The 23,850-nt window shown below is 62.9% G+C and carries 28 protein-coding genes; 27 read left to right on the forward strand and 1 reads right to left on the reverse strand.

Going from position 1 to position 23,850, the window contains the following annotated elements; all coding sequences use genetic code 11:
• Nucleotides 1-31: 31 nt before the first annotated feature.
• The 27 genes from ACWYRN_RS17480 to ACWYRN_RS17610 all read left to right on the forward strand — a co-directional run bounded on the left by ACWYRN_RS17480 (nucleotide 32) and on the right by ACWYRN_RS17610 (nucleotide 21,646).
• Nucleotides 32-502 carry a phage terminase small subunit P27 family gene (locus ACWYRN_RS17480; RefSeq protein WP_488688830.1) on the forward strand — a complete coding sequence of 157 codons (471 nt, stop codon included), beginning with the start codon at nucleotides 32-34 and terminating at the stop codon, nucleotides 500-502.
• A complete protein-coding gene (locus ACWYRN_RS17485; protein ID WP_488688831.1) occupies nucleotides 462-2,192 on the forward strand; it encodes a terminase large subunit in 1,731 nt (576 codons plus the stop codon). The genes ACWYRN_RS17480 and ACWYRN_RS17485 overlap by 41 nt, the downstream gene beginning before the upstream one ends.
• Nucleotides 2,193-3,500: a phage portal protein gene (locus ACWYRN_RS17490; RefSeq protein ID WP_488688832.1), complete on the forward strand. Its 1,308-nt coding sequence runs from the start codon at nucleotides 2,193-2,195 to the stop codon at nucleotides 3,498-3,500.
• Nucleotides 3,451-4,200, forward strand: a complete 750-nt coding sequence (locus tag ACWYRN_RS17495) for a head maturation protease, ClpP-related (protein WP_488688833.1) — start codon at nucleotides 3,451-3,453, stop codon at nucleotides 4,198-4,200. Before ACWYRN_RS17490 ends, ACWYRN_RS17495 begins: the two co-directional genes overlap by 50 nt.
• A gap of 96 nt (nucleotides 4,201-4,296) precedes the next feature.
• Nucleotides 4,297-5,544 (forward strand): phage major capsid protein, encoded by a 1,248-nt coding sequence (locus tag ACWYRN_RS17500; RefSeq protein ID WP_488688834.1) that lies wholly within the window; start codon nucleotides 4,297-4,299, stop codon nucleotides 5,542-5,544.
• Between the two features lie 54 nt (nucleotides 5,545-5,598).
• A complete protein-coding gene (locus ACWYRN_RS17505) occupies nucleotides 5,599-5,757 on the forward strand; it encodes a hypothetical protein (protein ID WP_488688835.1) in 159 nt (52 codons plus the stop codon).
• Between the two features lie 4 nt (nucleotides 5,758-5,761).
• A complete protein-coding gene (locus tag ACWYRN_RS17510; RefSeq protein ID WP_488688836.1) occupies nucleotides 5,762-5,959 on the forward strand; it encodes a hypothetical protein in 198 nt (65 codons plus the stop codon).
• 7 nt (nucleotides 5,960-5,966) lie between these two features.
• The gene (locus ACWYRN_RS17515; protein ID WP_488688837.1) at nucleotides 5,967-7,007 is read left to right on the forward strand and encodes a hypothetical protein; all 1,041 of its coding nucleotides are present in this window, start codon (nucleotides 5,967-5,969) and stop codon (nucleotides 7,005-7,007) included.
• On the forward strand, nucleotides 7,007-7,822 hold the full coding sequence (locus ACWYRN_RS17520; protein ID WP_488688838.1) for a hypothetical protein: 816 nt from the start codon (nucleotides 7,007-7,009) through the stop codon (nucleotides 7,820-7,822). The genes ACWYRN_RS17515 and ACWYRN_RS17520 overlap by 1 nt, the downstream gene beginning before the upstream one ends.
• 91 nt (nucleotides 7,823-7,913) lie before the next feature.
• A complete protein-coding gene (locus tag ACWYRN_RS17525) occupies nucleotides 7,914-8,480 on the forward strand; it encodes a head-tail connector protein (protein ID WP_488688839.1) in 567 nt (188 codons plus the stop codon).
• Nucleotides 8,480-8,815: a phage head closure protein gene (locus ACWYRN_RS17530; protein WP_488688840.1), complete on the forward strand. Its 336-nt coding sequence runs from the start codon at nucleotides 8,480-8,482 to the stop codon at nucleotides 8,813-8,815. Before ACWYRN_RS17525 ends, ACWYRN_RS17530 begins: the two co-directional genes overlap by 1 nt.
• Before the next feature lie 28 nt (nucleotides 8,816-8,843).
• Nucleotides 8,844-9,260, forward strand: a complete 417-nt coding sequence (locus tag ACWYRN_RS17535; RefSeq protein ID WP_488688841.1) for an HK97-gp10 family putative phage morphogenesis protein — start codon at nucleotides 8,844-8,846, stop codon at nucleotides 9,258-9,260.
• Nucleotides 9,260-9,610: a tail completion protein gp17 gene (gene gp17, locus ACWYRN_RS17540; RefSeq protein WP_488688842.1), complete on the forward strand. Its 351-nt coding sequence runs from the start codon at nucleotides 9,260-9,262 to the stop codon at nucleotides 9,608-9,610. Before ACWYRN_RS17535 ends, gp17 begins: the two co-directional genes overlap by 1 nt.
• 63 nt (nucleotides 9,611-9,673) lie before the next feature.
• The gene (locus ACWYRN_RS17545; RefSeq protein ID WP_488688843.1) at nucleotides 9,674-10,309 is read left to right on the forward strand and encodes a phage tail tube protein; all 636 of its coding nucleotides are present in this window, start codon (nucleotides 9,674-9,676) and stop codon (nucleotides 10,307-10,309) included.
• 9 nt (nucleotides 10,310-10,318) lie between these two features.
• Nucleotides 10,319-10,729: a phage tail assembly chaperone gene (locus ACWYRN_RS17550; protein ID WP_488688844.1), complete on the forward strand. Its 411-nt coding sequence runs from the start codon at nucleotides 10,319-10,321 to the stop codon at nucleotides 10,727-10,729.
• Nucleotides 10,730-10,746: 17 nt separating this feature from the next.
• A complete protein-coding gene (locus ACWYRN_RS17555) occupies nucleotides 10,747-11,022 on the forward strand; it encodes a phage tail assembly protein T (RefSeq protein WP_488688845.1) in 276 nt (91 codons plus the stop codon).
• A gap of 27 nt (nucleotides 11,023-11,049) precedes the next feature.
• Entirely contained in the window at nucleotides 11,050-13,266 is a 2,217-nt protein-coding gene (locus ACWYRN_RS17560) for a hypothetical protein (RefSeq protein ID WP_488688846.1), read from the forward strand.
• Nucleotides 13,267-13,340: 74 nt separating this feature from the next.
• Nucleotides 13,341-14,150, forward strand: a complete 810-nt coding sequence (locus ACWYRN_RS17565; protein WP_488688847.1) for a hypothetical protein — start codon at nucleotides 13,341-13,343, stop codon at nucleotides 14,148-14,150.
• A complete protein-coding gene (locus tag ACWYRN_RS17570; RefSeq protein ID WP_488688848.1) occupies nucleotides 14,150-14,656 on the forward strand; it encodes a hypothetical protein in 507 nt (168 codons plus the stop codon). Before ACWYRN_RS17565 ends, ACWYRN_RS17570 begins: the two co-directional genes overlap by 1 nt.
• Nucleotides 14,656-15,027 (forward strand): hypothetical protein, encoded by a 372-nt coding sequence (locus ACWYRN_RS17575; RefSeq protein ID WP_488688849.1) that lies wholly within the window; start codon nucleotides 14,656-14,658, stop codon nucleotides 15,025-15,027. Before ACWYRN_RS17570 ends, ACWYRN_RS17575 begins: the two co-directional genes overlap by 1 nt.
• Nucleotides 15,024-17,543 carry a host specificity factor TipJ family phage tail protein gene (locus tag ACWYRN_RS17580; protein ID WP_488688850.1) on the forward strand — a complete coding sequence of 840 codons (2,520 nt, stop codon included), beginning with the start codon at nucleotides 15,024-15,026 and terminating at the stop codon, nucleotides 17,541-17,543. The genes ACWYRN_RS17575 and ACWYRN_RS17580 overlap by 4 nt, the downstream gene beginning before the upstream one ends.
• A gap of 11 nt (nucleotides 17,544-17,554) precedes the next feature.
• Nucleotides 17,555-19,660, forward strand: a complete 2,106-nt coding sequence (locus tag ACWYRN_RS17585; RefSeq protein WP_488688851.1) for a hypothetical protein — start codon at nucleotides 17,555-17,557, stop codon at nucleotides 19,658-19,660.
• Nucleotides 19,661-19,786: 126 nt separating this feature from the next.
• Nucleotides 19,787-20,044, forward strand: a complete 258-nt coding sequence (locus ACWYRN_RS17590) for an HP1 family phage holin (RefSeq protein ID WP_488688852.1) — start codon at nucleotides 19,787-19,789, stop codon at nucleotides 20,042-20,044.
• Entirely contained in the window at nucleotides 20,041-20,547 is a 507-nt protein-coding gene (locus ACWYRN_RS17595; protein WP_488688853.1) for a lysozyme, read from the forward strand. The genes ACWYRN_RS17590 and ACWYRN_RS17595 overlap by 4 nt, the downstream gene beginning before the upstream one ends.
• Nucleotides 20,544-20,909, forward strand: a complete 366-nt coding sequence (locus ACWYRN_RS17600) for a hypothetical protein (protein WP_488688854.1) — start codon at nucleotides 20,544-20,546, stop codon at nucleotides 20,907-20,909. The genes ACWYRN_RS17595 and ACWYRN_RS17600 overlap by 4 nt, the downstream gene beginning before the upstream one ends.
• A complete protein-coding gene (locus ACWYRN_RS17605; RefSeq protein ID WP_488688855.1) occupies nucleotides 20,906-21,205 on the forward strand; it encodes a hypothetical protein in 300 nt (99 codons plus the stop codon). Before ACWYRN_RS17600 ends, ACWYRN_RS17605 begins: the two co-directional genes overlap by 4 nt.
• 189 nt (nucleotides 21,206-21,394) lie before the next feature.
• The gene (locus ACWYRN_RS17610) at nucleotides 21,395-21,646 is read left to right on the forward strand and encodes a hypothetical protein (protein WP_488688856.1); all 252 of its coding nucleotides are present in this window, start codon (nucleotides 21,395-21,397) and stop codon (nucleotides 21,644-21,646) included.
• Nucleotides 21,647-21,946: 300 nt separating this feature from the next.
• Here the strand turns inward: ACWYRN_RS17610 and ACWYRN_RS17615 are convergent, their stop codons facing one another.
• Nucleotides 21,947-23,683, reverse strand: a complete 1,737-nt coding sequence (locus ACWYRN_RS17615) for a class I SAM-dependent methyltransferase (RefSeq protein ID WP_488688857.1) — start codon at nucleotides 23,681-23,683, stop codon at nucleotides 21,947-21,949.
• Nucleotides 23,684-23,850 lie beyond the last annotated feature (167 nt).

A 23,850-nucleotide genomic window follows, 5' to 3' on the forward strand; every position in this document is an offset into this window, starting at 1 on the left:
CGCGAATTGAAACTTTTTTTCCGGAGAAAAAATGGCCGGCAGGCGACCCACCCCGACCGCGCTCAAGCTGGTCACGGGTAACGCCGGCAAGCGCGCCATCAACAAGAAAGAACCGAAGCCGCGCACCAAGGCTCCCACCTGTCCGGCGCACCTCGATGCCAAGGCGAAGCTGGTGTGGAAGAAGTTATCCACACTGCTGCGCGGCATGGGCGTGCTGACCGAAGCCGACGGCCTGGCGCTCGAGCGGCTGGTCGACTGCTACGCCGACATCCTGGCGTGCCGCGAGCTGATTGAGCGCGACGGCCGGACATACACGACGATCGACCAGAACAGCAACACCCTCATCAAGAACAACCCCGCGGTGAACCAGCTGCGTGCGGCTGACGCCCAGTTCAAGAGCTACCTGGTCGAATTCGGCCTGACGCCGGCCGCCCGCACCAAGGTCACAGTGGAACCGCCGGATGACGACAAAAAGAAAGACCCGCTCGCCAGCTACTTCTGACGACCCGGTCACCGCGTACGCCCAGGCCGTCGTCGACGGCACGCGCATCGCAGGGCCCCATGTCCGTGACCAGTGCGCACGTCACCTGGCCGACATCGCCGAGGGCGGCAAGCGCGGCCTGGTCTGGGACCTGGCGGAAGCGAAGAAGGCGATCGGCTTCTACCGCGACATCCTGAAGCTGAACGGCGGCGACTTCGAAGGCCTGCCGTTTGAGCTGTTGCCCTGGCAGCAGTTTGTCGTCGGCAGCATCTTCGGATGGAAGGGCGCCGACGGTTACCGCCGCTTTCGCGTGGTGTACGTCGAGACGGCGAAGGGTAGCGGCAAGTCGCCGCTGGCCGCCGGCGTCGGCATGAAGGGCCTGGTCGCCGACGGCGAGGCGCGCGCCGAGGTCTACTCGGCAGCGACGAAGAAAGACCAGGCGATGATCCTGTTCCGCGATGCGGTCGCCATGTACGACCATTCGCCGGAGCTGCGCAAGCGCCTGACGAAGAGTGGCACCGGCGAGAAGGCCTGGAACCTGGCCTACCTGCAGACCGGCTCGTTCTTCCGGCCGGTGAGTAGCGACGACGGTCAGTCGGGCCCACGCCCGCACGTCTCTCTGATCGACGAGTTCCACGAGCACAAGACAGGGACCGTGCTCGAGATGATGCGGGCTGGGACGAAGAGCCGGCGCCAAGCGCTGATCTTCATCATCACCAACGCAGGCAGCGGCCGCAACACGCCGTGTTGGGGGTACCACGAATACGGCGCGAAGGTTGCCGCCGGCGAGTCGATCGACGATTCGTTCTTCCCCTATATCTGCTCGCTCGATGAAGAGGATGACCCGTTCAATGACGAGACCTGCTGGCCGAAGGCGAACCCCAGCCTGCAGGATGCGAATCTGCCCGGCTACAAATACCTGCGCGAGCAGGTGACTGAGGCGAAAGGGATGCCCTCGAAAGAGGCCATCGTCCGCCGCCTGAACTTCTGCCAGTGGACCGATGCGGAATCGCCCTGGATCAGCCACGAGATTTGGACAGGCGCCAAGCGCGACTACAACGTCGAGCAGCTGCGCGGCCGCCGCGCGATCGCGGCGATGGACCTTGCGAGCACTACCGACTTGACCGGGCTGGTGTTTCTAGTCGAGCCGGTAGAACCGGGCGAACCGTGGAAACTGGTGCCCTACGCCTGGCTGCCGGATGCGGATCTGCAGCGCCGCGCCGACCAGGACCGGGTGCCGTATGTGCAGTGGGTGGCCGAGGGCTTCCTCGATACGACACCAGGGCGCGCGATCAGTAAGCGGATCATCTTGCAAAGGCTGTCCGGCCTGAGCGACTTCTTCGAAGTCATCGTGTGCGCATACGACCGCTGGCGCATGGCTGACCTGATCCAGATGGCGGTCGACGACGGGATAACCCTGCCGCCGATGAAAGAGTTTGGCCAGGGCTACAAGGACATGAGCCCGGCTATCGAGCAGTTTGAAACGATGCTGCTCAACGGCGATCTGGTGCACAACGGCCACAAGGTGCTGACCATGTGCGCCGGCAACGCGGTGACGGACTCGGATGCCGCGGGCAACCGGAAGCTGGACAAGGCCAAGGCCACTGGCCGCATCGACTTGATCATCGCAGCGGTGATGGCAGCTGGCCTGGTCAATATGCTGGAGCCCGAGGCCGAGACTGCACCTGAAATTTACTTCTTGGACTTTTAGATGACCGGAAAACTACTGAACCTGGAGGCCACGGCGCAACCTTCGCGCGTGCTGGGCTCCTGGCTGGCCGGTCGCGATGGCGGCGCGGAGCGGGCGGGCATCGCCGCGCTGGGCGAGAACTCGCACAGCGATCTGTCGATGAGCGAGCTGGCGAACCTGCTGGGCGCCGCGCACCGCTCGTCGTCTGGCGCCGCGGTGACGGCCGAGACAGGCATGCGCGTCTCGGCGGCTTACGGCTGCATGTCGCTCATCGCTGGCGCCATCGCCACGCTGCCGATCGGCATCTACGAGCGCAAGGGCAACGAGCGCGATTCGGCCGACCACGAATACTGGTGGATGCTGAACGAGAAGGCCAGCGACGGCTGGACGTCGGCGGCGGCTTGGGAGGCCATCATCCTGTCGAAGCTGTCGCACGGCGATGGCTTCGGCGAACTGATCCGTCCGCATTTCGGGACGAACCGCGTAATCGGCTGGAAGCCGCTGCCGCGCCACACGGTCACCCCGTTCAAGGATGGCAAGATGGTGCGGTACCGGGTTACCCCCGGCGACGCGCCGCCGTATGTCCTTGACCGGGCCGACATCATCCACCTGCCGAGCCTGGGCTTCGATGGTCTCACCAGTCCGAGCCCGCTCACCTATGCGGCGCTGGAGGCGATCGGCACGGCGCTGGCAGCGCAGCAGCATGTCGGGAAGTTCTTCTCGGGCGGGGCGAACTTCGACTACGCGCTGAAGACCGCGTCGAAGCTGGACAAGGAACAGCTCGAGCAGCTGAAGGCTTCGCTACTCGCGCGCGTGCAGAACGGCGGGCGCGGCCCGCTGATTTTGGGCGGCGGCCTGGAGCCGGCGCAGCTCAGCGTGAACTCGAAGGATGCCGAGATCCTGGCAACCCGCCTGTTCACGGTTGAGGAAATCTGCCGGATTTTCGGCGTCCCGCCATCGATGGTCGGCCACGGCGGAGCGGTGTCGAACTGGGGTACCGGCGTCGCGCAGCAGGGCATGGGCTTCGTGCGCTACACGCTGCAGCGGCACCTGACGCCGATTGTCCAGGAGCTGAACAGCAAGTTCTGGCCTGTGCGCGACCGGTTCTTCGTCGAGCACATCACCGCAGCGCTCGAGCGCGGCGATCTGAAGGGGCGCTACGACGCATACCGCGTCGCGCTGGGCCGCGCCGGCGAGATGCCGTTCATGGACGTCGACGAAGTCCGGCGCCTCGAGAACATGCCGAAGAATCCGAATTTGAAAATGAATGGAGGCAAGAGTGCCGAACAGCCTGACCAAGCTCCTGGCGAGCAACAAGAAGCGGCCTGACCGGCTGCCCCAGTCGCGCATCGTTGCCCAGGGCGGCGACACCGAGATCTATATCTACGACGCGATCGTCGCCGACGACGAGACCGCTTACTGGTGGGGCGGCGTCTCCGCCGAAACCCTGGTGCCGGCAATTCGCGACATCAAGGGTGGCACGATCCACCTGCGCATCAACAGCCCCGGCGGCGATGTCTTCGCAGCGCAGACCATCTGCCAGGCGATCCGCGACACCGGCGCCAAGGTCGTCGCCCACGTCGACGGCTACGCAGCCAGCGCGGCCACCGTAATCGCTACCGCGGCCGACGAGGTCGAGATCTCGGACGGCGGCTTCTTCATGATCCACAACGCGTGGACCTGGGCGATGGGCAATGCGAACGACCTGACCGCCACCGCCACCCTGCTGTCGAAGATCGACGGCACCCTGGCCGCCCAGTACGCGAAGAAGAGTGGCATGGCCGTCGACGACGTGCGCGCCGCAATGGACGCCGAGACCTGGTACACCGCCGAGGAAGCGGTGGCCGCCGGCCTGGTCGACCGCATCGCCGTCGGCAAAAAGGCCGAGGCCTCCTGGAACATGAGCGCCTATGCCAAGGCGCCGAAGATCGAAAACAAGGAACCCGACCAAGTCGACCCGGTCGCCACCGCCGAACACCGCGCCCGCCAGCAACAGCGCATCTCGATGCTGGCCCGCATTGCAAGTTAGCTGACGCTCTCGCGCCACTAAGCCAGCCGCCTTCGAGCGGCTTTTTTTTCGCCCAAACCAGGCCGCGAGAGCGGACCACCCACCGAAAGGTAATACATGAGCAAGCTCGCACAACTGCGCGCCCAGCGCGACGCCGTGGCCAAGAAGGCCCACGACCTGAACAACAAATACCCGGCCGACCAGCGCATGCCGGCTGCCGAAGCTGCCCAGCTGGACGGCTTCCTGGCGGAAGTCGAGGTGATCGACGCCGAGATCGCGCGCGAGCAACGCATCGCGCAACTGGCCGGCGAGAACCCGGACGCCCAGCATGACGCCGCCATGCAAGCGGCGTATCGCGGTGGCGTGCGTGACGCTGATGAAAGCGCTGCGCTGCGTGCCATGCTGTCGGGCGGCCTGTCGGCCCTGACTGCCGAGCAACGCAGCGCAATGAACGCGCGCGTGAACCACGACATCCGCGCCGCGATGTCGACCACCACCGGCTCGGAAGGCGGCTACACCGTGGCCACCGAGTTCAACAAAACGCTGATCCAGGCCATGAAGGCAGCGTTCTCGGTGCGCAGTGTTGCGAGCGGCATCCAGACCTCGACCGGCGCGCAGATGCTGTTCCCAACCGCGGACTCGACCAGCGAGGAAGGCGAGATTGTCGGCCAGAGCGTTGGCGCCGGCAGCGGTGATACCGGCTTCGGCCAGGCGTCGATGGACGTGTACAAGTACTCGTCGAAGGCGATCGCGTTGCCGTTCGAGCTGATCCAGGACTCGATGTTCAACATCGAAGCCTACATCCAGAACCTGCTGCAGCTGCGCATCGGCCGCATCCAGAACCGTCACCACACCGTTGGTACCGGCACCGCCCAGCCGCGCGGCGTCGTGACCGCATCCGGCGCCGGCAAGGTCGGCGCTACCGGCCAGACCGGCACCGTCACCTATGACGACCTGGTCGACCTCGAGCACTCGGTGGACCCGTACTACCGTGCGACCGCCAAGTGGATGATGCACGACGACACCCTGAAGGTCCTTCGCAAGCTGAAGGACGGCAACGGCCGCCCGATCTTCGTGCCGGGCTACGAGCAGGGCAACCCGGGCGGCGCGCCTGATCGCCTGATGGGCCGCGAGATCATCATCAACCAGCACATGCCGGTGATGGCCGCGAACGCGAAGTCGATCCTGTTCGGCGACTTCTCGAAGTACCTGATCCGCGACGTGATGGACCTGACCCTGTTCCGCATGACCGACTCGAAGTACACCGAGAAGGGCCAGGTCGGCTTCCTGGCCTTCCAGCGCTCGGGCGCGAACATGGTCGACGTCGGCGGCGCGATCAAGTACTACCAGAACTCGGCCACCTAACAGCAACCGGCGGCCAGCTGCGGCTGGCCCCTCCCAATCCCGTAGGAGAAAGACATGGCAGAAGCCAAAAAGAAAAAGGCCCGCGTGCTGGTTAAGTGCGCACTGGGCGAGATCGACGACGTCGTCGAAATCGAGGTCGATCAGGAAAAGTCCCTGGCCGGCATGGTCGACACCGATCCGGCGGCAGTGAAGTACGCCGAGTCGCTGAAGTAAGCCGGTGGGCATCGGGCCCGCCACCTCCGCCCTCATCGCCGATCTGCGCGAGTGGGCGGCCGACCCGGGCGCCTGGTGCTACCCGGTCGAAACCACACGCGGCCGCGCCGTCCTCTTTCCGGAGGATGTCGACGGCCGCACCGATGAACAGTTGGTCGCGGTGATCTGCGAGCGGCTGAGCGAAAACCGAAAACGAAACTAGGATAAAAATGACGATTCGCCTTCTCGCCGCGCGCGGACACTATCCGGTTAATGCGATCGTTACCTTGGATGCTGGCACAGAAGCAGGTCTGGTGGCCGCTAGGCTAGCCGAATTCGATCTAACGGGCGGCACGCCGTACGTGGCGCCGACGCTGCCAAACCAGCGCTTCGACGCGCAGATCGAGGTCGACCCTGCCGGCGCCGTCGTCGGACTCGTCGCGGATGGGAAGGTGCTTGCTATTGGGGGCGGCTACACACCTCCGATTTCGCAGTACGACCGCGCGCTGATCATTCCGCAAATCCGCCAAGCGAACGCAGTCAAGGGATTAAGCCGCAACATCAACGATGCGCAGTATGTGGGCGCGATTACCGATGCGGAGGTCTACGACACGGAACCGGGCGCGCTGTCGGTCGGGCAAGCCACCAGCAAGGCGCTCGCCTTTCATTGGGGGAAAATGCTATGGGACTTGGCAGATGGGGAATCCCTGCTAGTGCAGTGCCGGTTCAAGACGGTGGGAGCCACGGCTGGCGCGCGAATCATCTTTGGTAACTCTAACGGCGCAGCTGCTGAGGGCTGGAATATTCAGCTCTATGGACCAACGGATTCGGGGCAGGCGGGCCGGCTGATTTTGAACTATAAGACCTCCACCAACGCCAGTAATCGCCAGCTTCAGCCAGCGACAGTGGGCAACGGATCGGTGGGGAGCACCATCCTGCCAACTGATGCATGGATCAACCTCACGATGGTGATAGAAGGAAGCACCCGCCGCATGGATTCATGGGTGAACTGCCAGCAGAGCTTGCAAGCCGGTTCCATCTTGCAGCCAGGTAGCTGGGTTCCAGCAGTTAAGCGTAATTTCGGCATCGGCCACGCACCGACCGACGACAGCTTTACGACAACATCGGCGCAGGCTGTACGAATTCAGGCGCTCCGGATTGCTGTCCTGCCTGCCGGTCAGACGTTTGCCAATCCTGGCTGGCTTGACCTGCAATTCAATATCAATCCGTATCGTTTCTTTAGCGATGCTGACTACGTGGGGGCTGTGTAATGGCACAACGAAAAATCATGCTAAACATCGGCTATGGGCAATCAAACGAACTGGGAACAGGCGTTGCGCCTCGTATGGACGGCACCACGTCCATCATCACGTCGAACATCGGGGTGAACGTACGTCACACCTCCGTGTTCGGCCGTCCCAATGTCAGCCTGACCGTGGCGGGCACGCCAGGCGCCGTGTCGGCAGCGTCGATCTTCCAGAAGCTAGCCGAGCATATTGCCTTGGAAACTGGCTGGATCGTCGGCGTACAGAACTTCGCACGGGGTGGCACAGCAGTTACTGATAACTGGTGCGGTTGGGATGGCACGAACAAACGTATTCTTGCCCCCGGTGAAACTGGCTATGACCCATCGTCGTTAATCGCCAACACGATTACCGGCGTCACCAGTGCAGTCGCGGCCGGATTTGAAGTCTGGTCGATCACGGCCGGGCACCAGAACGATATAACTATTAGCGATGTCAACAATGCTGCGTTTCGACCTGTGCAGCAGATCATTTCCGGTTCAGCTCACATTCAGAATCTTGCACTTGCTGCTGGCGCGTCAAAAGTCATCGTCGGCAAGACGCCGCGATTCATCGGCGGCTCGTATGAGGCAGAATTCGACCCAGGCGGGAAGATCCACCAGATCGCCGCAGGAGTCATAGCGGCCGTTCCTGGCGCCATCGCAGGCGCCGACCTGACGGGGAATCTTGATACGCGCCTTTGCGCAACGGACAATCTGCAATTCATCCACCTGAACCACGCGGGCGTGTGCTGGGCTGCCGAAAAGTGGCTTCACGCCATTAAGGCGGCAAAGCTCATCTGACTTCATTGCAAGCCTGCTCCCGCACCTGCGAGAGTGGGCGCAAGACCCGGGCGCTCTGCGCTGTCCGATTAATTCCTGAAAGCCGTTCCCAATGAGCAGAGAACAAACATCGGCGCCGGTGGCGCTCGCCCTGACGATGGCCGAGGCCAAGCAGGCGCTGCGCATCGAAGAGGATGACACCTCGCTCGACACCATGATCAGCATCTGGGTGGCAGGCATCACTGCCGAGGCTGAGGCGCAGACCCACCGGGCGTTCGTCAACCGCGGTATGCGCGTGACCCTGGATGCGTTTCCGGACGCGATCCAGCTGAGCGCGCCAACGTTCAGCGTCGAGGCAGTGCGGTACCTGGACCCCGATGGCGTGATGCGCACGCTCGCCCCGGCCGACTACTACGTCGACAAGGTGACGACGCCAGGCTACATCGTGCCAGCGCGGGGCAAGGCCTGGCCAGCGACCGAGGCGCACGTCAACGCGGTCACAGTCGACTACACGGCCGGCTACGGCCCGACAGCCGCCACGGTTCCAGATGCGGTCCGGCTGTACATCCTGGCGCGCCTGTCCGAGATGTTCGACCCGGCGGCGCGCGAGTTCAAGGAAACCCAGGCGTCGATCTTCGTGAACCGCCTGCTCGATGGCCTGTGGGTGCCGGCGCTATGATGATCGCGCACCGACTGAACAAACGCGTGGCGCTGCAGCAGCTGGTGAAGGGCAAGACGCCCAGCGGCGCGCCGACCGAGGTCTGGGAGAGCGTGGTCAAGACCGGCGACGGCAAGATCTGGGCGGGCAAACGCGACCTCACCGGCCGGCAGTACCTCGCCGCCGGCGGCACGCAGAACTCCGTCCAGACTGAGTGGGAAATCCGGCGCCGCGCCGGCGTGATCCCGGCGATGCGCGTCGTGCACGGCACCGACCTCTACGACATCGAGGCGGTGCTCGAGCAGCAGAATGGCTCGCTGAAACTGATGTGTTCGAAAGGGGCCAACCGTGGCTGATACCAAAAACCTGACCGGCTTCGCGGAAATGGCGAAGAAGCTGCGCGAGTTTGGCCCAAAGGTCGGCCGCAAACACCTGCGCGCGGCGACGTCCAAGGGCGCGGCTGTCATCCGGAAGAAGGCGCGCGAATTGGCCCCGGTCGACACCGGCGAGATGCGCAAGGACATCCAGCAAAAGCGCGTGAAGACTGAAGGCGATCACATCGCCAGCTTCTCGGTCTACACCCGCAGCGGCAAACGGTCGCGCCTGTCCGGCAAGGCCCGCAACGTGGACAAGGACTCGTTCTACTGGAAGTTCCAGGAGTTCGGCACGGCCAAGATGCCGGCGCAGCCTTTCATGCGGCCCGCGTTCGAAAGCGAGAAAGAGAACGCTGTCGACGAGATCGGCGCCGAGCTGGACAAGCGCATCCAGAAAGAAGCCGCTGACGCGGCCGGGGGAAGTTGATGGACGTGCTTGCTGAATTCCTCGCCCTGGTCGACCCGATCATGGACGGCCAGGCGTACCGCAACGTGATCCCGGACGACGCGCCCGCGCCGTATGCCCGGTTCCTCCGCGTCGCTGCGGTCGAGGGCATCACGCTCGACGACAACGGCGGCGACGACAACGAGACCGCCACCCGGATCCAGCTCGATATTTTCGGCAGCTCGCCGGACGTCGACGCGAAGGCGAAGGCGATCAAGGCCGCGCTTAAGGGCTGGGCCATCGACAACATCATCACGCTCGAGCTGGACAGCTTCGAGCCGGAAGTAAAGCTGCACCGGACGATGCTCGACATCTCCACTATCCACCCGTAACCCGCATCACCAATCCAAGCCCGCCCGCGACAGCGGGTTTTTTTACGTCCAAAAGGATCAAACATGTCCGGAATCTCCGCACAAGGCAGCACGCTGCACATCGCCACCGGCACCGGCGGCGCGAAAAACATCACCGGCATCGCCGCCGGGTTCCCGACCATCGTGACCAGCGCCGCGCACGGCTTCAAGAACGGCGACGTCGTCAGCTTCGCCAGCGTGACCGGCACGATCGCGGCGCAGATCAACGGCACCACGCGTGTCGTGTCGAACGTGACCACCAACACCTATGCCCTGGATGACCTGGACAGCACCGGCCTGGCCTACACCTCGGGCGGTACCGCCACGCCGCAGACCTACACCAAGGTCAACGGCCTGCTGTCGTTCGATGGTTTCGACGGTTCGGCCGACGAGCTCGATACCACCGACCTGGACTCGACCGCGAAGGAATTCGTGTCGGGCATCAAGGACGAGGGCAAGTTCGGCTTCGAGATGAAGACCCTGAAGACCGACAACGGCCAGATCGCCCTGCGCGCGGCGCGCACCAACGGCAACATCGTCGGCCTCAAGCTGACCCTGCCGGACGCCAGCGTGGCCTCGTTCAGCGCCCTGGTAAAAACGATCCCGACCAGCGGCGGCGTCAATGCCGTCCTGAAGGGCAAGGTCGACTGCAAGATTTCCGGTCCTGTGACCTGGGCATAAGGGGGACACATGAAACTGCTGAATAAAGCCGCGATCCTCGGTGCCGAGGACCTGAAGCACGAAGACGTGCCGGTGGCCGCATGGGGCGGTACCGTGCGCGTGCGCATGATGACCGGCGCCGAGCGCGACGAGTTCCGCGGCGCGATCGCAAACGATGACGGCAAGCCAGCGCCGGGCAAGGTCTCCGCCGCGCTCCTGGTGGCCACCTGCGTCGACGAGAACGGTGCACGTCTGTTCACCGCCGACGACATGGACGCGCTGCAGGAAAAGAGCGCGCCGGCCCTCGACGTGCTGGCTGAAGTGGCGATGCGCCTGAACGGCCTGGGCGGCAACGCGGTGTCGGATGCCGCAAAAAACTCCGCGAGCACCCAGAGCGACGATTCTGGTTCCGACTCGCTCTCGCCCTCGGAAAAACAGTAAGGCAGCTGCAGGCCGAGATGGACTCGGCCGAGTTCACCGACTGGATGGCGTTCTACCAGGTCGAGCCTTTCGGCGACCTGGTCGCCGACGAGCGGCACGGATCGGCGGCGTCCCTGCTGGCGAACCTGAACCGTGATCCGAAGACGCGGCCCGAGCCGTTCAAGCCGGAGGACTTCATTCACTGGCGCGCGACTGGCCAGGAGGCCGAGGAAGCCGAGCCAACGCTGCTCGACGATCCAGTAGCGCAATCCAACCTGATCCGCGCAGCAATGTTTGGCCTGTCCCCACGATAGGGGCAGGCATTTTTTTGGGAGTACTCGATGGCAGATTTGGGCCGGCTGGTCGTCAACCTTGAAGCCAACATCGCGCAATTTACGCAGGATATGCAGCGCGCGTCTCAGGTCACCGAGCAGACGGCAAACAAAATCAGCGGTGCCGTGGACCTTGCGGGGAAGGCCCTCGGCGCGCTCGGCATCGCCCTGTCCGTCGACCTGATTGTCAGCGAGATCAACCGCTCGCTCGATTCTCTGGCCGCGCTGGACGACATGGCGCAGAAGACCGGCTCGTCGGTCGAGACGCTCTCGAAACTGAGCAAGGTGGCCGCCTTCACCGGCACCGACCTGGGTGCCGTCGATGGCATGCTTGTGAAGCTGTCGAAAAACCTGAACGAAGTCGACGAGAAAGGCAACAAAACGGCGAAGGCGCTGGCCGCTATTGGGATCTCGACCAATGACCTCAAGGGCAAGGACGCAGCGCAGGTCTTCGTTGACATCACGAACAAGCTGCAGGACTACGAGGACGGCGCCGGCAAGGTCGCGTTGGTGACCGATCTGATGGGTAAGTCGGCAGCTGACATGCTGCCGTTCATGAACGACGTCTCGGAAAGCCTGGACGACTTTGCCGCCGACAGCGCGGAAGCGGCGGCTATGGCGGCGGCGTATCAGGATGAACTCGCCAAGACGAAGCTCAAGTACGACGACATGGTGAAGGCCATCGTCAAAGGGGCCTTACCAGCGACGACTGCCTTCATTGGCGCGCTGAAGGACGTCAGCCAAGAGTCCAGCAGCTTGACCGGTATTAGTGTCGATTCCTGGGCAGAAGACGTCGCCGTTGGCCTTGCTCGCGTCGTCGACGTGGCGGTGCTTCTTCCGCGCCTGTTGTCCACTATCGGCGGCAGCTTCAAGGCCGTTGGTGCCGACATCGAATTCCTCGTAACGGCAGCAGCAACAGCTACTCCGCAAGGAATCGCGCGTAGCCTGGCGCAGGGTATCAACCCGGTCGATACCATCCGAGCTGCCTTCGAGGAACGCAATGCAGTTGTCGACGAGGCGAACAGGAAGCTCGACGATCTGTGGAACAAGCCTGCGAACATGATGGAGCAGGCCGTTCTGAAGCGGATCGCTGCACGTCGTGATCTGGAGGCAGCGGCCGGCGCTGATGCAATGGCCGGCATGTTGCCCGGGAACGGTGCGCCCGAGGAGCGCAAGAAAATCGCGTACAGCGGTAGCGATAAGCCTGAGCCCAAGAAGAAGGATGGGTGGAGCGCTGAAGACGCTGCGAAGCGCCTCGTAACATCTGCGCTCGACGAGTCATTCGCGATCAAGAACACGACCGAAGCTACAGAAGCCTTGATCCAGGCCGAACAACGGAGGATGGATCAGTACGCTCGTGCTTCTGCTCAGATTACCGCCAACGCGCAGCAAATCCGCATGAGCCTGATGAGCGATGCCGAGGCCGAACAGTTCGAGCACGACGCGCGCATTGCCGAATTGCAGGCGTATGGCGAACTGGCACTGACGACCACAGAAGAAATCAATGCACTACTCGAAGCGGAAAACCGGAGGCATGCCGATGCGCAGGCGGCGATGCAATTGTCCGCCGCGCAGAACATCCTGAACATTGCGCAATCTTCGTCCAGCCAGTTGTATGACGCACTCAAGGCAGCGGGACTGGAGCAGACCGCGCTTGGCAAAGCGATGTTCTGGGCACAAAAGGCGATCCAGATTGCCACTATCATCGTCAACACCGAAGTGGCCGCAGCTGCAGCGCAGGCTGGCATGATCGCCGCGGCAGGCGCAACCGCGGCGGTTTCTGGGCCTGCTGGCCCGGGCATCCTGGCGGCCGGTATCGCAGCTGGCGCAGCGTACGCGACCGCGACACGAGCGATGGGATATGCCACAGCCGGCATCGTGGCAGGGACAGCTATTGCGTCGGCAGAAGGGGGCTTTGACATCCCCGCTGGCGTCAATCCGGTCACTCAGTTGCACGAAAAGGAGATGGTACTTCCGAAGGCTCAGGCTGAAGTGATTCGCGGCCTGGCTGCCAACGGCGGTGCCGGCGGCGGCATGAAGGTGACGATCGTCAACCAGACGACCGGCCGAATCGACAACGTGATCGAGCAGCGCATCAGCCCGACGGAGCGTGCGTTGATCATCCAGGAAGCGGTGGCGGCCACGGCGTCGACGCTAGGCGACCCGAACAGCAAGACGTCGCGGGCGATGAGCCGCAACTTTAACGTGGCGAGGACGCGCTCATGATTCCAGTTATGCCAGTTCGCCTCGTACCTGGCGTCTCGAGCTATACCGGGGCAGGGCCCGGTGGCGTCGTCCGCATGGAAGTTGGCGGTGGTGCGGCGCGCTACCGGCTCGACTGGGCCCGCGGGCGCGAGCGCTTCGACGTCCGCATGCAGCTCGACAAGGAGCGCTTCTCGATCTGGTCGATGTTCTATCACCACGTCATCAGGAAAGGCGCAGTCGCCTTCCAGATGCGGCTCGATACCGGGCTGGGCGTGGCGCCGCACCAGGTCAACCTGATCCCCGGCAGCTACCAGGCGTCGGCCTATGCAGGTGGCTACGCGGTCGCCTTCGCCGTCGAGTGCGACAACGCCGTGTATGCGCTGACCGACGCGCAGGTGGCCGCCTACGGACTCGACGCCGCGGCAATGCCTGCCGGCTTCGTGCCGACGGTGGCCTCGTACAGCTTCGGCGGCCCGGGCGGCGTGCTGCGCGACGATGTCGCCGGCGGCGCGCCAGGCTATGCGCAGGAGTGGGGCCGGGGGCCGCAGCAGTTCTCCTGCACGCTGATCCTGACGCCGGAGAAGTTCGCCATCTGGACGGTATGGTTCCATCGCCTGATCAACAAGGGCGGGCGCACCTTCACCATGCGCCTCGACAGCGGGCAGGGCACGGCCGACCACACGGCGACGATCATCCCCGGCAGCTACTCCACCGCGCGCACTGGCGGCATCGCCACTGTCGTGTCCTTCGCCGTCGAAGCCGAGAGCAATGTCTACGACATCAGCGCTGCCGACGCGCAGATGATGATCGAGTTCTACAACAGCATGGGCGGCGCCTCGATCAGCGGCCTGACCGAGCGCATCGAGCGCTTCGCCACGGTCGATACCAACGTACTGGAGTTCTAATGAGTCTCGACTTGGAAAGCCGCCTGCGCACCTTCCTTGCGTCGGCGCCGCAGCGCATCTGGCCGATCCAGACGATCCAGATCAGCCACTCGGCGCTGAGCAAGACCTATCACCTGTGGCGCGAGCCGTACCCGGGGCAGACGACGGTCGACGGCGTGCAAGTCGATATGCAGCCATGCAACATCGAGATCAAGCTGGCCGGCAGTGAAGGCCACCTTGACCAGAAGTTCGACATCAGGCTCGGCTTGGCCGACATCGAGGACGAGTTCCGCGAGCAGCTGGACCGCGTCCCGGTGGACACGCGGGAGAAGATCCGGATCGTCTACCGGGAATTCCTGAGCGACGACCTGGCCGCAGCGCAGGCCACGGCCGTGCTGCAGGCCGAAAGCATCTCGTACACCATCGGCGCCGCGCACATCAGCGCGGTGTCGCCGCGGCTGAACATGTCGCGAACCGGCGAGCTCTACACCCCGAAAGACATACCCATGCTGCGAGGATTCCTCTGATGAACGTGAACGACTACCTGGGCCGGCAGTACCCGGCGCCGCCCTGCTGGGCACTGATCGCAGACGTCTACGCAAACGAGCTGGCCACGACGGTCACGGATTACAAGACGGTCAACGCGTCAATCCGCGCGATCGCCAGTGCGTTTCGCCTGGCCCTGCACAAGTCGGCGCATGGATTCGCGCAGATCTCGGAGCCTGTCGACTATTGCGTCGTTCTGTTGGGCAAGACGGCGCGCACCGGCCTGCATCACTGCGGTATTTACTACCAGGGCCGGGTGCTGCACATGCTGGAAAGCGGCGGGCAGTACCAGGAGATGACGGTGATCGAAGACGCCTACGAGCTGATCGAATTTTGGGCGAAGCCGGCATGACGCGTATCCGACTGTACGACCACCCGTTTGCAGCGGCCGCTCCGCGCATCTTCGACGTTCCCAGCCTGGCGGAATGGCTGCTCGGACATTACGGCCCGGCGCCGTCGGTGACGGTGCAGATTTTCGCCGGCGAACCCTGTGCGGAGAACGAGATCAGTCAGGATGCGGAAGCGATCCTCGCCGACGACTGTGCCGAGTATGTCGTTCTGCAAAGCCCCGGCGAGGCGATGACCATCTTCTATGTCGTGATGGCGATCGTGGCCGTAGCGGCCGTCGTGCTGATGCCGAAGCCTGTCATGCCCGGCAACGTCAACCGGTCGCAGCAGAGTCCGAACAATGCGCTCAGCAGCCGCGAAAACAAGGTGCGCCTGCTCGAACGCGTCGAAGACATCTACGGCACGGTCAAGGCAATCCCGTCCCTGATGATGCCGACCTATACCAAGTACATCGGAAACAAGAAGTTCGAGTACGGCTACTACTGTGTCGGCCGTGGCTACTACACGATCAGCGAGCTGCGTGATGGCGATACGTTGATCTCGGATATCGCCGGCGCGAGCGCATCGGTGTATGCACCATTCACGTCGCCGAACAGCGGCCACGCACCGCAACTGCAGGTCGGCGCCAGAATCATCGATGACATCCTGACGGTGGCGCGCGCAATCGAGGTCGACGGTATTACCCTGCGCGCTTCCAACCAGGTGCAGCTCGGCGGCTATTCGACATATGATTTTTACTCGGAAGGACGGATTGTTCAGAACGTGGCAAAGCCGAACTTCAATGCAGTTGTGCATGTGGGCGATACTGTTGAGGTCGCGGCGTCGATTACCGGTGGCGAGCCGGAGGATTTCAGCGGAACCTACCAGGTAACCGAGGTCGGTGACGGCTACATCGTCGTCGCCGAACCCAACTGGTACTCGACGCACTTTAGCGTCAACGGATCGGTCAGTGTTACAGGCAGCCAGGCTGATGCATTTACCGACTGGGTGACCTTGCCCGATCCGTTGCGTACGCAGGTGTGGTGCAACATCGTGGCGCCAAACGGACTGTTCAAGGACAACGGCGGTAAATCGGCTGCGACGGTGGCCTTCAGGATCGAGATCGAGCGGCTGACTGCTGACCTGGCGCCAACTGGACAAGTTGAGGTCGCCGGTGGTTCGCTAAGTGGCGCGACCACCGAGGAGTATGCTGATACGATCGAGCACTCGACCGCCTGGACAGGCCCAGCCCGAGTTAGGATGATACGTCTGACGCCCTACGATTTCGAGTTCAAGGGGACCGTCCAGGACGAGATCAAGTGGGGCGACCTGTACAGCGCGAGTCCGGTCACGACGACCGAGTTTGGCAACAAGACGACGATCCACACAATCACGCAGGCGACGTCCCGGGCCACTGCAGTAAAGTCACGTCAGCTGAACTGCATCGCCTCACGCAGGCTGCCGGTGTTCGATGGCAGGGTATTTTCGGGATCGTTCGACGCGACGGGCCGGCATACGCTCGGCGTCATCGCGCCCACATCGCGGCTCATCGACATTATCGCCGCGGTGTCGGTCGACCCGAAAATCGGCGGGAGGGATCTGGCCCTTGAGGTTGACATCCCGCAGATCTGGGGTGTGCAGCAGAAGCTTGATGCGTGGCATCCGGAGTGTGGGCAGTTCAACTATACCCTCGACTCGGACGGCATGAGCTACGAGGAAACCGTGGTGAGTATCGCCAATGCGGGATTTTGTATCGCGTACCGCCAGAACGGCAAGATTCGCCTGGCGCTCGACCAGGCCCAGCCGGCCAGCACGGCGCTGTTCACGCACCGCAACAAGAAGCCCCGATCGGAGACGATCACCCGCAAGTTCGCCAACGATGCCGATTACGATGGCGTCGAATTCGTGTACGTCGACCCTGATACGCAGCAGTCGGAAACGATCACGCTGCCGCTGAGCGGTGGACACACGAAGGCGAAGAAGTTCGAGATCGCCGGCATCCGGTCGTTTGCCCAGGCGTGGTTCCGCGCGAACCGGGAGTACCACAAGCTGATGGGGCAGCGCATCACGATCGAGACGACGACTACGCCGGACGCTCGCTCACTGCTGCCCAATGCCCGCATCGACGTCGTCGACAACACGCGTTTCAAGTCGTACGACGGCGAGGTGGTGGGGCAGAGCGGCTTGACGCTGACGCTGAGCCAAGATGTGGCCTTTGCGGCCGGCCTGACGCACAGCATCCTGCTGATGCGGCGCGACGGCTCGCTACAGAGCATCGCCTGTACGCCTGGCGCATCGGCGAACCAGGTTGTCCTCCAGTCGCTGCCGAGCGAGGCCGTGGTGACGCGGGGCGGGGTAGACGGCATTCGGACGATCTACAGCTTCGCGGCCGACAGCGCGCGCGGAGCGATGGCGTATATGGTGCAGGAAATTGACCTGTCCGATGGCGACTACGCGACGATACGGGCGATCAACTACAGCGATAAGTACTACCAGATGGACAACGCGCCGGTCCCGGCCAAAGAAATCATCCTGAATTAACTGAGAAACTCATGCGGCCAATCAATATTCTTGATCTGAACAACGCGCAGCAGGACGTGACGCATATTGCGGAGATCGCGACCTCTGCTCAGGCCACAGCGGTAGACAGGCTCGGGCAACGCAAGCGCACAATCTCCGGGGTTGTTGCTGACGCTGCTCTTTCCGCCGAAACGAAGGCGGGGGCGGCAATGGCGGCAATCCAAGGGGTAATTACCGATGCTACTTTCGCTGTGGAAGCGGCTGCGAGCGCGTCAATGGCGTCGATCGGCTATCAACCACCGGTGGCATATGGAGCAGGCATCAGCATCACTGCTCGTACGCAGACGGTCTCCTATGCTGGACAGGTCTTTGGGCCGAACCTTGCTGATATCCCATTCACCACCAGCGGTACTTTTGAGTCGACCAAATTTCGCCTGATCTCGGGCGTGACGGCTGCCGACCTGGCCGCTGCAAGCGGCGCGGCGTTAGTCGGCAATGGCGGCGAGTCCGTCAAGGAATCCCTCGACGCCCTGCAACTTCCCGACTACGCCGCCCTGCGCGCGTACAAGGGGCCGCGAAAATCCGTCTATGTGACCGGTGTGCTGGGCACGGCTGCGCCTTCGGGCATCGCGGGCATGTTCGTGCGCGATGATGCGGACACGGCCAGCGCGGACAATGGCGGGACGGTTATCGTGGCGAGCAGCAAGCGGTGGAAGCGCGTGGTTGAGGGTCGCACTAACGTTTGTTCGTTCGGAGCGAAGCCGGACGGAGCGACTGACCTTTATCCCGCGCTGACGGCGGCCATTGCTGCTGGAAAGCCAGTTCGTATTCCCGACACCTTGCCTGGTGAGTTTTACTATCTATCCCAGCCGATCACACCAGCAGAAGGAATGGCTTTGTTTGGCGATTCCGAAGTCCCAGTACTCAGAACGCGCGGAGCAAAGATTTACGCGCCGAACGGGTTCATCGCAGGCGATGCGCGAATTCGCTACCAGCTTTACGGGCTGCACGTATATGGCAACTCTAGCCCTGGCGTTCATGGCATCACCGGCAAGATGGGAGGGCTGGTCGAGGGTTGCCTGTTCGAGAATCTCGACGCCTGCATCGTCAATCCACAGTCCTACCTGACCGACTATCGGCGCTGTAAGTTCTTCAAGGCCAATCGCGGATTGTGGCTGGGCGAAACCAATACCGTCAACATCGACGCCTGCCATTTCGACGGCGACGTATTGATCCAGATCGACAATCAGGCGTTGACGCCGGGCGGCTCGCTCGTCGGCGGCAGCGGCCTGGAAATCCACAACTGCAATTTCAACGTTGTTGCAACAACTCTGCAAGTGGCACGCCTGACGCAAAACGTGCGCTTCACCGGGATCAACTATTTCGAGGTCTACGAGGCCATGCCGGTTGGATCTGTGCTGATCGACTATCTGGCCGACCGTTTTGCCTATTCGGACTTCGACCTGACTGGCGCACACATGCCTGGGCAGAACAATTGTGATCGTGCACTGCGCATTCGCTCGACGCATACGCAAGGGACTGACCAGTGCGGCATCGTGACCAGAAACTGGATGCGAGGGTTCCGCAAAGCGCCGATCCTGGTGGACAACAGCGAAGGCAAGGGTCGCGTCACTGGCATCATCTACGAGCACAACCCGTCCACGCAGGCGCAAGCTGTCGAGTTCGGATCGTTCGCGGTTCCTCATGTGCAAGCCATGCGCGCGACCTACACGGCGGGCACGCTTGCCATTGCCGGGACATCGTTCATCGCCGTGCCCCTGACGGATGCGATGCCGACGATGGGCGCAGACTTGACCGCGTTAGGCGGTACGGCATGGAAGGCGGGACCCGCTGGGATGTACCACATCGAAATGAGCCTGTCGGCCAAGTCCACCGCAGCCGACCAGTTATCGCAAGAAGCCGCGTTGCAAATAAACGGCGTCACCGTCGATCAACGATTTTTCCCCATCGTGCGCAATGCGGCAGCAGGGAACCGTTACGCGAACGTGACCATCAGCGGCGTGTTTGCGCTCGCGGCAAATGATGTGGTGAGCATGGCCGCCCGAAATGGCGAAGTGCTGCACCGGGCAACCCTGAGCGCCTACCGTATTGGCGACAACTGCTACATCAAGGTGTAACCCATAACCACCGCCATTCCCTACACCGCCGCACCAGCGGCGTATGAACTGATGCGCGCCTGATCGGCGTGCTCGCCCACCAGGCCGCGAACAGCGGCTTTTTTTACGCCCAATGAAAAGGCAAACATGAGCAAATCCAACATCCCAGAAATGACGAGCTACGCCGGTGCGGCCAGCTCGCTGGGGATCGGCACCCTGACGATGAACGACTGGGCCATCCTCGTCGGCATCCTGATGGCCATCCTGACGTTCCTGTTGAACGCCTGGTATGCCGACCGCAGGGACAAGCGCGAACAGCGGCTGAAGGAGATGGAAGAGCAGCTGAAGAAGCTGGAAGAGCAGGAACTGCTCGCCCGCATCCTTGCGCATGGGGCGAACAAGTGAGCCGCATTCGCATGGCCGTGGCCGGCCTAGCCCTCAGCGCCTCGGCGTTTGTGGGCATTCTTACCTCCGAGAGCTACACCGAAACCGCGGTGGTACCAACGAAGAACGACCGGCCTACGGTGGGGTTCGGCTCCACGTTTCGCGAGGACGGCACTCCGGTGCGTATGGGTGATCGCATCACGCCCGTGCGAGCTGTGCAGCGCGCAGCTGCGCACCTGACGAAAGAAGAGGCGGCGTTCCGCGCCTCGCTGACGGGGGTTGAGCTCCACCAGGCCGAGTACGACCTGTACATGGACTGGGTCTACCAGTACGGCGCCGGCGCCTGGGCAAAGTCGACAATGCGGCGCGAGCTGCTGGCCGGCCGCTACTCGCAGGCCTGCGCTGGGCTTCTTCTCTACAAGTACTCGGGCGGCTACGATTGCTCGGCGCCGGGCAATCGCGTATGTCCCGGCGTGTGGGCACGCCAACTGGAGCGGCACCGCAAATGCATGGAGGCCCAATGATCGACATCCCCCTGACGAAGTACCGGCTCGCCGCCGGCGCCGCGGCGCTCGCCCTGGTGCTGGCTGGCGCGGCCGCCGCCGGCGCCGTCGTCAACGGCTGGCGGCTGGACGGCGTGCACCAGCGCGCGCTGGCCAGCGAGAAGGACAGGCGCATCGCCGTCGAGGCGCTGCTGGCCGAGCAAAGCGCCGCGGTCGACCAGCTGGGCGCCGAGAAGCGCGCCGCCGACGAGCGCCGCCAGGTGGCCGAGAAATTCGCGGCGTCCGCCATCGCGCGCGCGAAGGACCGCGGCGCGGCCGTGGCCGCCAGCCAGGCGCCTGACTGCAGCGGCGTGATGCGCGAGGCCTGGGAGGGATGGAAGTGAGGCCGCTGATCCTGTGCCTGCTGCTGGCGGGCTGCGGTACCGAGCCGCAGAAAATTCCGATGCCGGTCGCGGTGGGCTGCGTCGGTGCGAAGCCGGCTCGCCCGGTGAACACCTTCGGCGCCGGCGCCTACCCGGGCGACAAGGCGGCCGCGCAGTCAGCGCTGATCGACGGCGCGGCCTGGGAGGGCTACGCCCTGAAGCTCGAGGTGATCATTGCAGGCTGCCCGGCTCAGGCCGGCGCCGGCGCGAAGGTTCAGCCAGCACCCGCGCCGCAACCTCCGCCGGCACGCCGCTGAGCGCGAGCATGCAGGACACCTCCAGCCAGGTTATTAAGGGCAGCAGGATCAGGGCCAGGTCGACCCGGCTGGAGGTGAGAGTGTCGGCCCGTAGTTCCATGCCCGCATGATGCCAGCGCACCGCCGAGGCATTTTGATGATCAGCAGTCTGCCTTGATATACTGGATAAATATACAGTATTGGTGCCATATGGGATTCAAACCGCCGTTGACGAAAGAAACGCTGATCGAGATTCAGGATCGCAACCCTGAGTCAGCCGACGTGCGCGCGCTGCTGTGGGAGGTGAAGCGGCTGCGCTCCCTGGCGCTCTACGTCGATCAGCTGCAGCGCATGCTCGGGACGCTATCTGGGCCGCAGGGCATGCTGCTGGAATCGATCCGCGAGCAGCTCAAGAATGAGCCGTGCGTGCAGGAGTTCCCCCGGCTGCCGCCGGAGGCCTGAACCTGTTAAAATCGTTTCCGCAACCATGACGCCAAAGCCCGGAATGCGGGGCGCAAAGCGGCTGAAAAAGCGGGAACGTGCGGAAATGAAAAGCAGCTAACGTTTTGATTTCTCGGCAATAAGTCCGTAGACTTGAAAACTGCCGACGGTGTGAGCCGTTCGTGAGTTCGAATCTCACCGCTTCCGCCAAGACAGTAAAGAAAAGCCCCGCACGCTGGGGCTTTTTTGTTTCTCCTAGAGCCGATACATTAGTATCCAACGGCGACTGCCGGCTGATTACGCAAGCTGCTGCACCGTCAATCAGCCGAAGTCCGGAGCAAGTACAAGCCGCTCCCTGCGGGCCACCGGCTCCCACGGGCGCAAACCCTGATCCTTGGCCAGGCGAATGCGCTGTACCTTCATGGCGTCGATCAGGTCTGCTGGAGAAGCGGCTGTTTCGAGCATCGGAAGGGTTTGTTCGGCTTCAAGGAAAAACCGGTGGCGTGCATCGGTCCCCGTCGACAGGAACGCATCTTCCCACCATGCGGTGATTCGCTCGCTGGCCTGTTCCAGGGCAGTGTGTGTGACCAGGCGGTTCGACTTTTCGCCGTTGATCCGTTTCGAGGCAGGCATCAAATTCCAGGCGTCCCCGCAGGGCCATGCGGCGAAGGGAAAACAATGATCGATGTCGTAGTCACTCTTCAGACGCTGACCCGACCAGACGCAATAAACAGACTTCCCTTGATGACGAAGCCGCTCGACGGCCGCGCGCGCGAACCTGGTGTCGCGTTCCGGGTCTGCCCATGCGAGTAAAGAATACGCGGTTTGACTGATGGTCGGGCCGAGCTGCCCCGCATAGGATTCCATCAGGCGCACCCATTCCGCAACGAGAACCGGTTCGACCCAAACGTTGTAATGGCGAAGCGCATCCCAGATGGGAAGAGGGACGTGGAATTCGCCAAAGCTCCACAGGAATGGATCATCGATCCGCAAACGGGTCGGCGTCGACGTGCGGCACTGGTGCTTGATGTGGAAGATGTTCTCATCGCTCGCTGGCCAGCGCAGGTACTTCACAGGCATTTCGCGGATCAGTCTTGAGATCTCCCACAGGCTTGCGTGAAGGTGACGTGCGATGTCGTCATGGAAGTCCATGCCGGCACGGAGGTCAACCGGACGAACGAGACGCAAGGCGGTGAAGTTATCGGTCACGAAGCCGGGGGCATTGCCAGCCCGGTTAGGCGGCATCTGTGGAAGTCCGCCCTCGATGAGCGGCTTGTACATGCGCAGCCAGAACAGCGCGACCAAGCCCATTGGCAGCACGACGGACTCCGACTCATGCCGCGCTGCACCCGCGGCAGTATCGGCGATCCTGGCGAGGATGCGTAGCAACGCGATCTTGTAGGTCGATGCCTTGCTGTCCGTGAGGATCAAGTGGCGCAGCAGGGGAAGTGCGCCCAAGCCATCGTCGGGTAGCCCGAGAATCGCAGTCGTCCACGAGACGCCCGGCCGGCCCAGCCTGTCAGGACTGTCGTCGGTGCATACCACCCTCAGGCCAAACCGCCGGGACATCGCCGTCAATTCCGGCAGCGTCACCTCGTACATGGCGCGACCGGTATCGGGTGGGCCGATGCGAAGGCTGATGGCGAGGCGGCCATTCGGCGACAGCAAGGTCGCCAGCCTTCGCAGGGCGCGCTGACGTGCAGCCGGTGGAACGTGCATCCAGACCGCCGACAGCAGGATCAGATCGAAGCGAAGGCCAAGCCGCCGTACCTGGGCGAGGTCCGGCAAGCTGTCGGCTACCCAGTGAATGCGTTGCGAAGGATGGCGCTGGCGTGCCAGCGTCCGCATCGCCTCCGAAGGCTCGACAGCGACGACCTCGTATCCTTTGGCTGCAAACCAGGCGGCATCCCTGCCGGAACCGGCACCGACGTCGAGAATTGTTGCGCCGGGCGGTGGCAGGAGGTCCAGAAGGGCAGGGTGCACATGTTCGAAGGTCAGCGATTCATACTGGGAGACAAGCTGCTCGGCGTTCTGATCGTAGTGAGGAATGGTCTGCACGTGAACTTCGGTATGTTTTGTCGACTCATCAATTGTATTTCGAAGGAGCTGCCGTAGGGCAATCGATCTGCATTCCGCACCGGCCAACGTGAAACATCGACTTGCTCCGCTTCGGACTTGTTTCGCTTACCAAGGCGTTGCATATGAACAACAAAACTCCTGTCCGG

This window comes from Massilia sp. BAP21, assembly GCF_057801335.1.

Bases quoted from the DNA above. Each gene is read 5' to 3' on its own strand.
- ACWYRN_RS17480 (WP_488688830.1), top strand. From the start codon at position 32: ATGGCCGGCAGGCGACCCACCCCGACCGCGCTCAAGCTGGTCACGGGT.
- ACWYRN_RS17485 (WP_488688831.1), top strand. From the start codon at position 462: ATGACGACAAAAAGAAAGACCCGCTCGCCAGCTACTTCTGACGACCCG.
- ACWYRN_RS17490 (WP_488688832.1), top strand. From the start codon at position 2,193: ATGACCGGAAAACTACTGAACCTGGAGGCCACGGCGCAACCTTCGCGC.
- ACWYRN_RS17500 (WP_488688834.1), top strand. From the start codon at position 4,297: ATGAGCAAGCTCGCACAACTGCGCGCCCAGCGCGACGCCGTGGCCAAG.
- ACWYRN_RS17505 (WP_488688835.1), top strand. From the start codon at position 5,599: ATGGCAGAAGCCAAAAAGAAAAAGGCCCGCGTGCTGGTTAAGTGCGCA.
- ACWYRN_RS17515 (WP_488688837.1), top strand. From the start codon at position 5,967: ATGACGATTCGCCTTCTCGCCGCGCGCGGACACTATCCGGTTAATGCG.
- ACWYRN_RS17520 (WP_488688838.1), top strand. From the start codon at position 7,007: ATGGCACAACGAAAAATCATGCTAAACATCGGCTATGGGCAATCAAAC.
- ACWYRN_RS17525 (WP_488688839.1), top strand. From the start codon at position 7,914: ATGAGCAGAGAACAAACATCGGCGCCGGTGGCGCTCGCCCTGACGATG.
- ACWYRN_RS17530 (WP_488688840.1), top strand. From the start codon at position 8,480: ATGATCGCGCACCGACTGAACAAACGCGTGGCGCTGCAGCAGCTGGTG.
- ACWYRN_RS17535 (WP_488688841.1), top strand. From the start codon at position 8,844: ATGGCGAAGAAGCTGCGCGAGTTTGGCCCAAAGGTCGGCCGCAAACAC.
- gp17 (WP_488688842.1), top strand. From the start codon at position 9,260: ATGGACGTGCTTGCTGAATTCCTCGCCCTGGTCGACCCGATCATGGAC.
- ACWYRN_RS17545 (WP_488688843.1), top strand. From the start codon at position 9,674: ATGTCCGGAATCTCCGCACAAGGCAGCACGCTGCACATCGCCACCGGC.
- ACWYRN_RS17550 (WP_488688844.1), top strand. From the start codon at position 10,319: ATGAAACTGCTGAATAAAGCCGCGATCCTCGGTGCCGAGGACCTGAAG.
- ACWYRN_RS17555 (WP_488688845.1), top strand. From the start codon at position 10,747: ATGGACTCGGCCGAGTTCACCGACTGGATGGCGTTCTACCAGGTCGAG.
- ACWYRN_RS17560 (WP_488688846.1), top strand. From the start codon at position 11,050: ATGGCAGATTTGGGCCGGCTGGTCGTCAACCTTGAAGCCAACATCGCG.
- ACWYRN_RS17565 (WP_488688847.1), top strand. From the start codon at position 13,341: ATGGAAGTTGGCGGTGGTGCGGCGCGCTACCGGCTCGACTGGGCCCGC.
- ACWYRN_RS17570 (WP_488688848.1), top strand. From the start codon at position 14,150: ATGAGTCTCGACTTGGAAAGCCGCCTGCGCACCTTCCTTGCGTCGGCG.
- ACWYRN_RS17575 (WP_488688849.1), top strand. From the start codon at position 14,656: ATGAACGTGAACGACTACCTGGGCCGGCAGTACCCGGCGCCGCCCTGC.
- ACWYRN_RS17580 (WP_488688850.1), top strand. From the start codon at position 15,024: ATGACGCGTATCCGACTGTACGACCACCCGTTTGCAGCGGCCGCTCCG.
- ACWYRN_RS17585 (WP_488688851.1), top strand. From the start codon at position 17,555: ATGCGGCCAATCAATATTCTTGATCTGAACAACGCGCAGCAGGACGTG.
- ACWYRN_RS17590 (WP_488688852.1), top strand. From the start codon at position 19,787: ATGAGCAAATCCAACATCCCAGAAATGACGAGCTACGCCGGTGCGGCC.
- ACWYRN_RS17600 (WP_488688854.1), top strand. From the start codon at position 20,544: ATGATCGACATCCCCCTGACGAAGTACCGGCTCGCCGCCGGCGCCGCG.
- ACWYRN_RS17610 (WP_488688856.1), top strand. From the start codon at position 21,395: ATGGGATTCAAACCGCCGTTGACGAAAGAAACGCTGATCGAGATTCAG.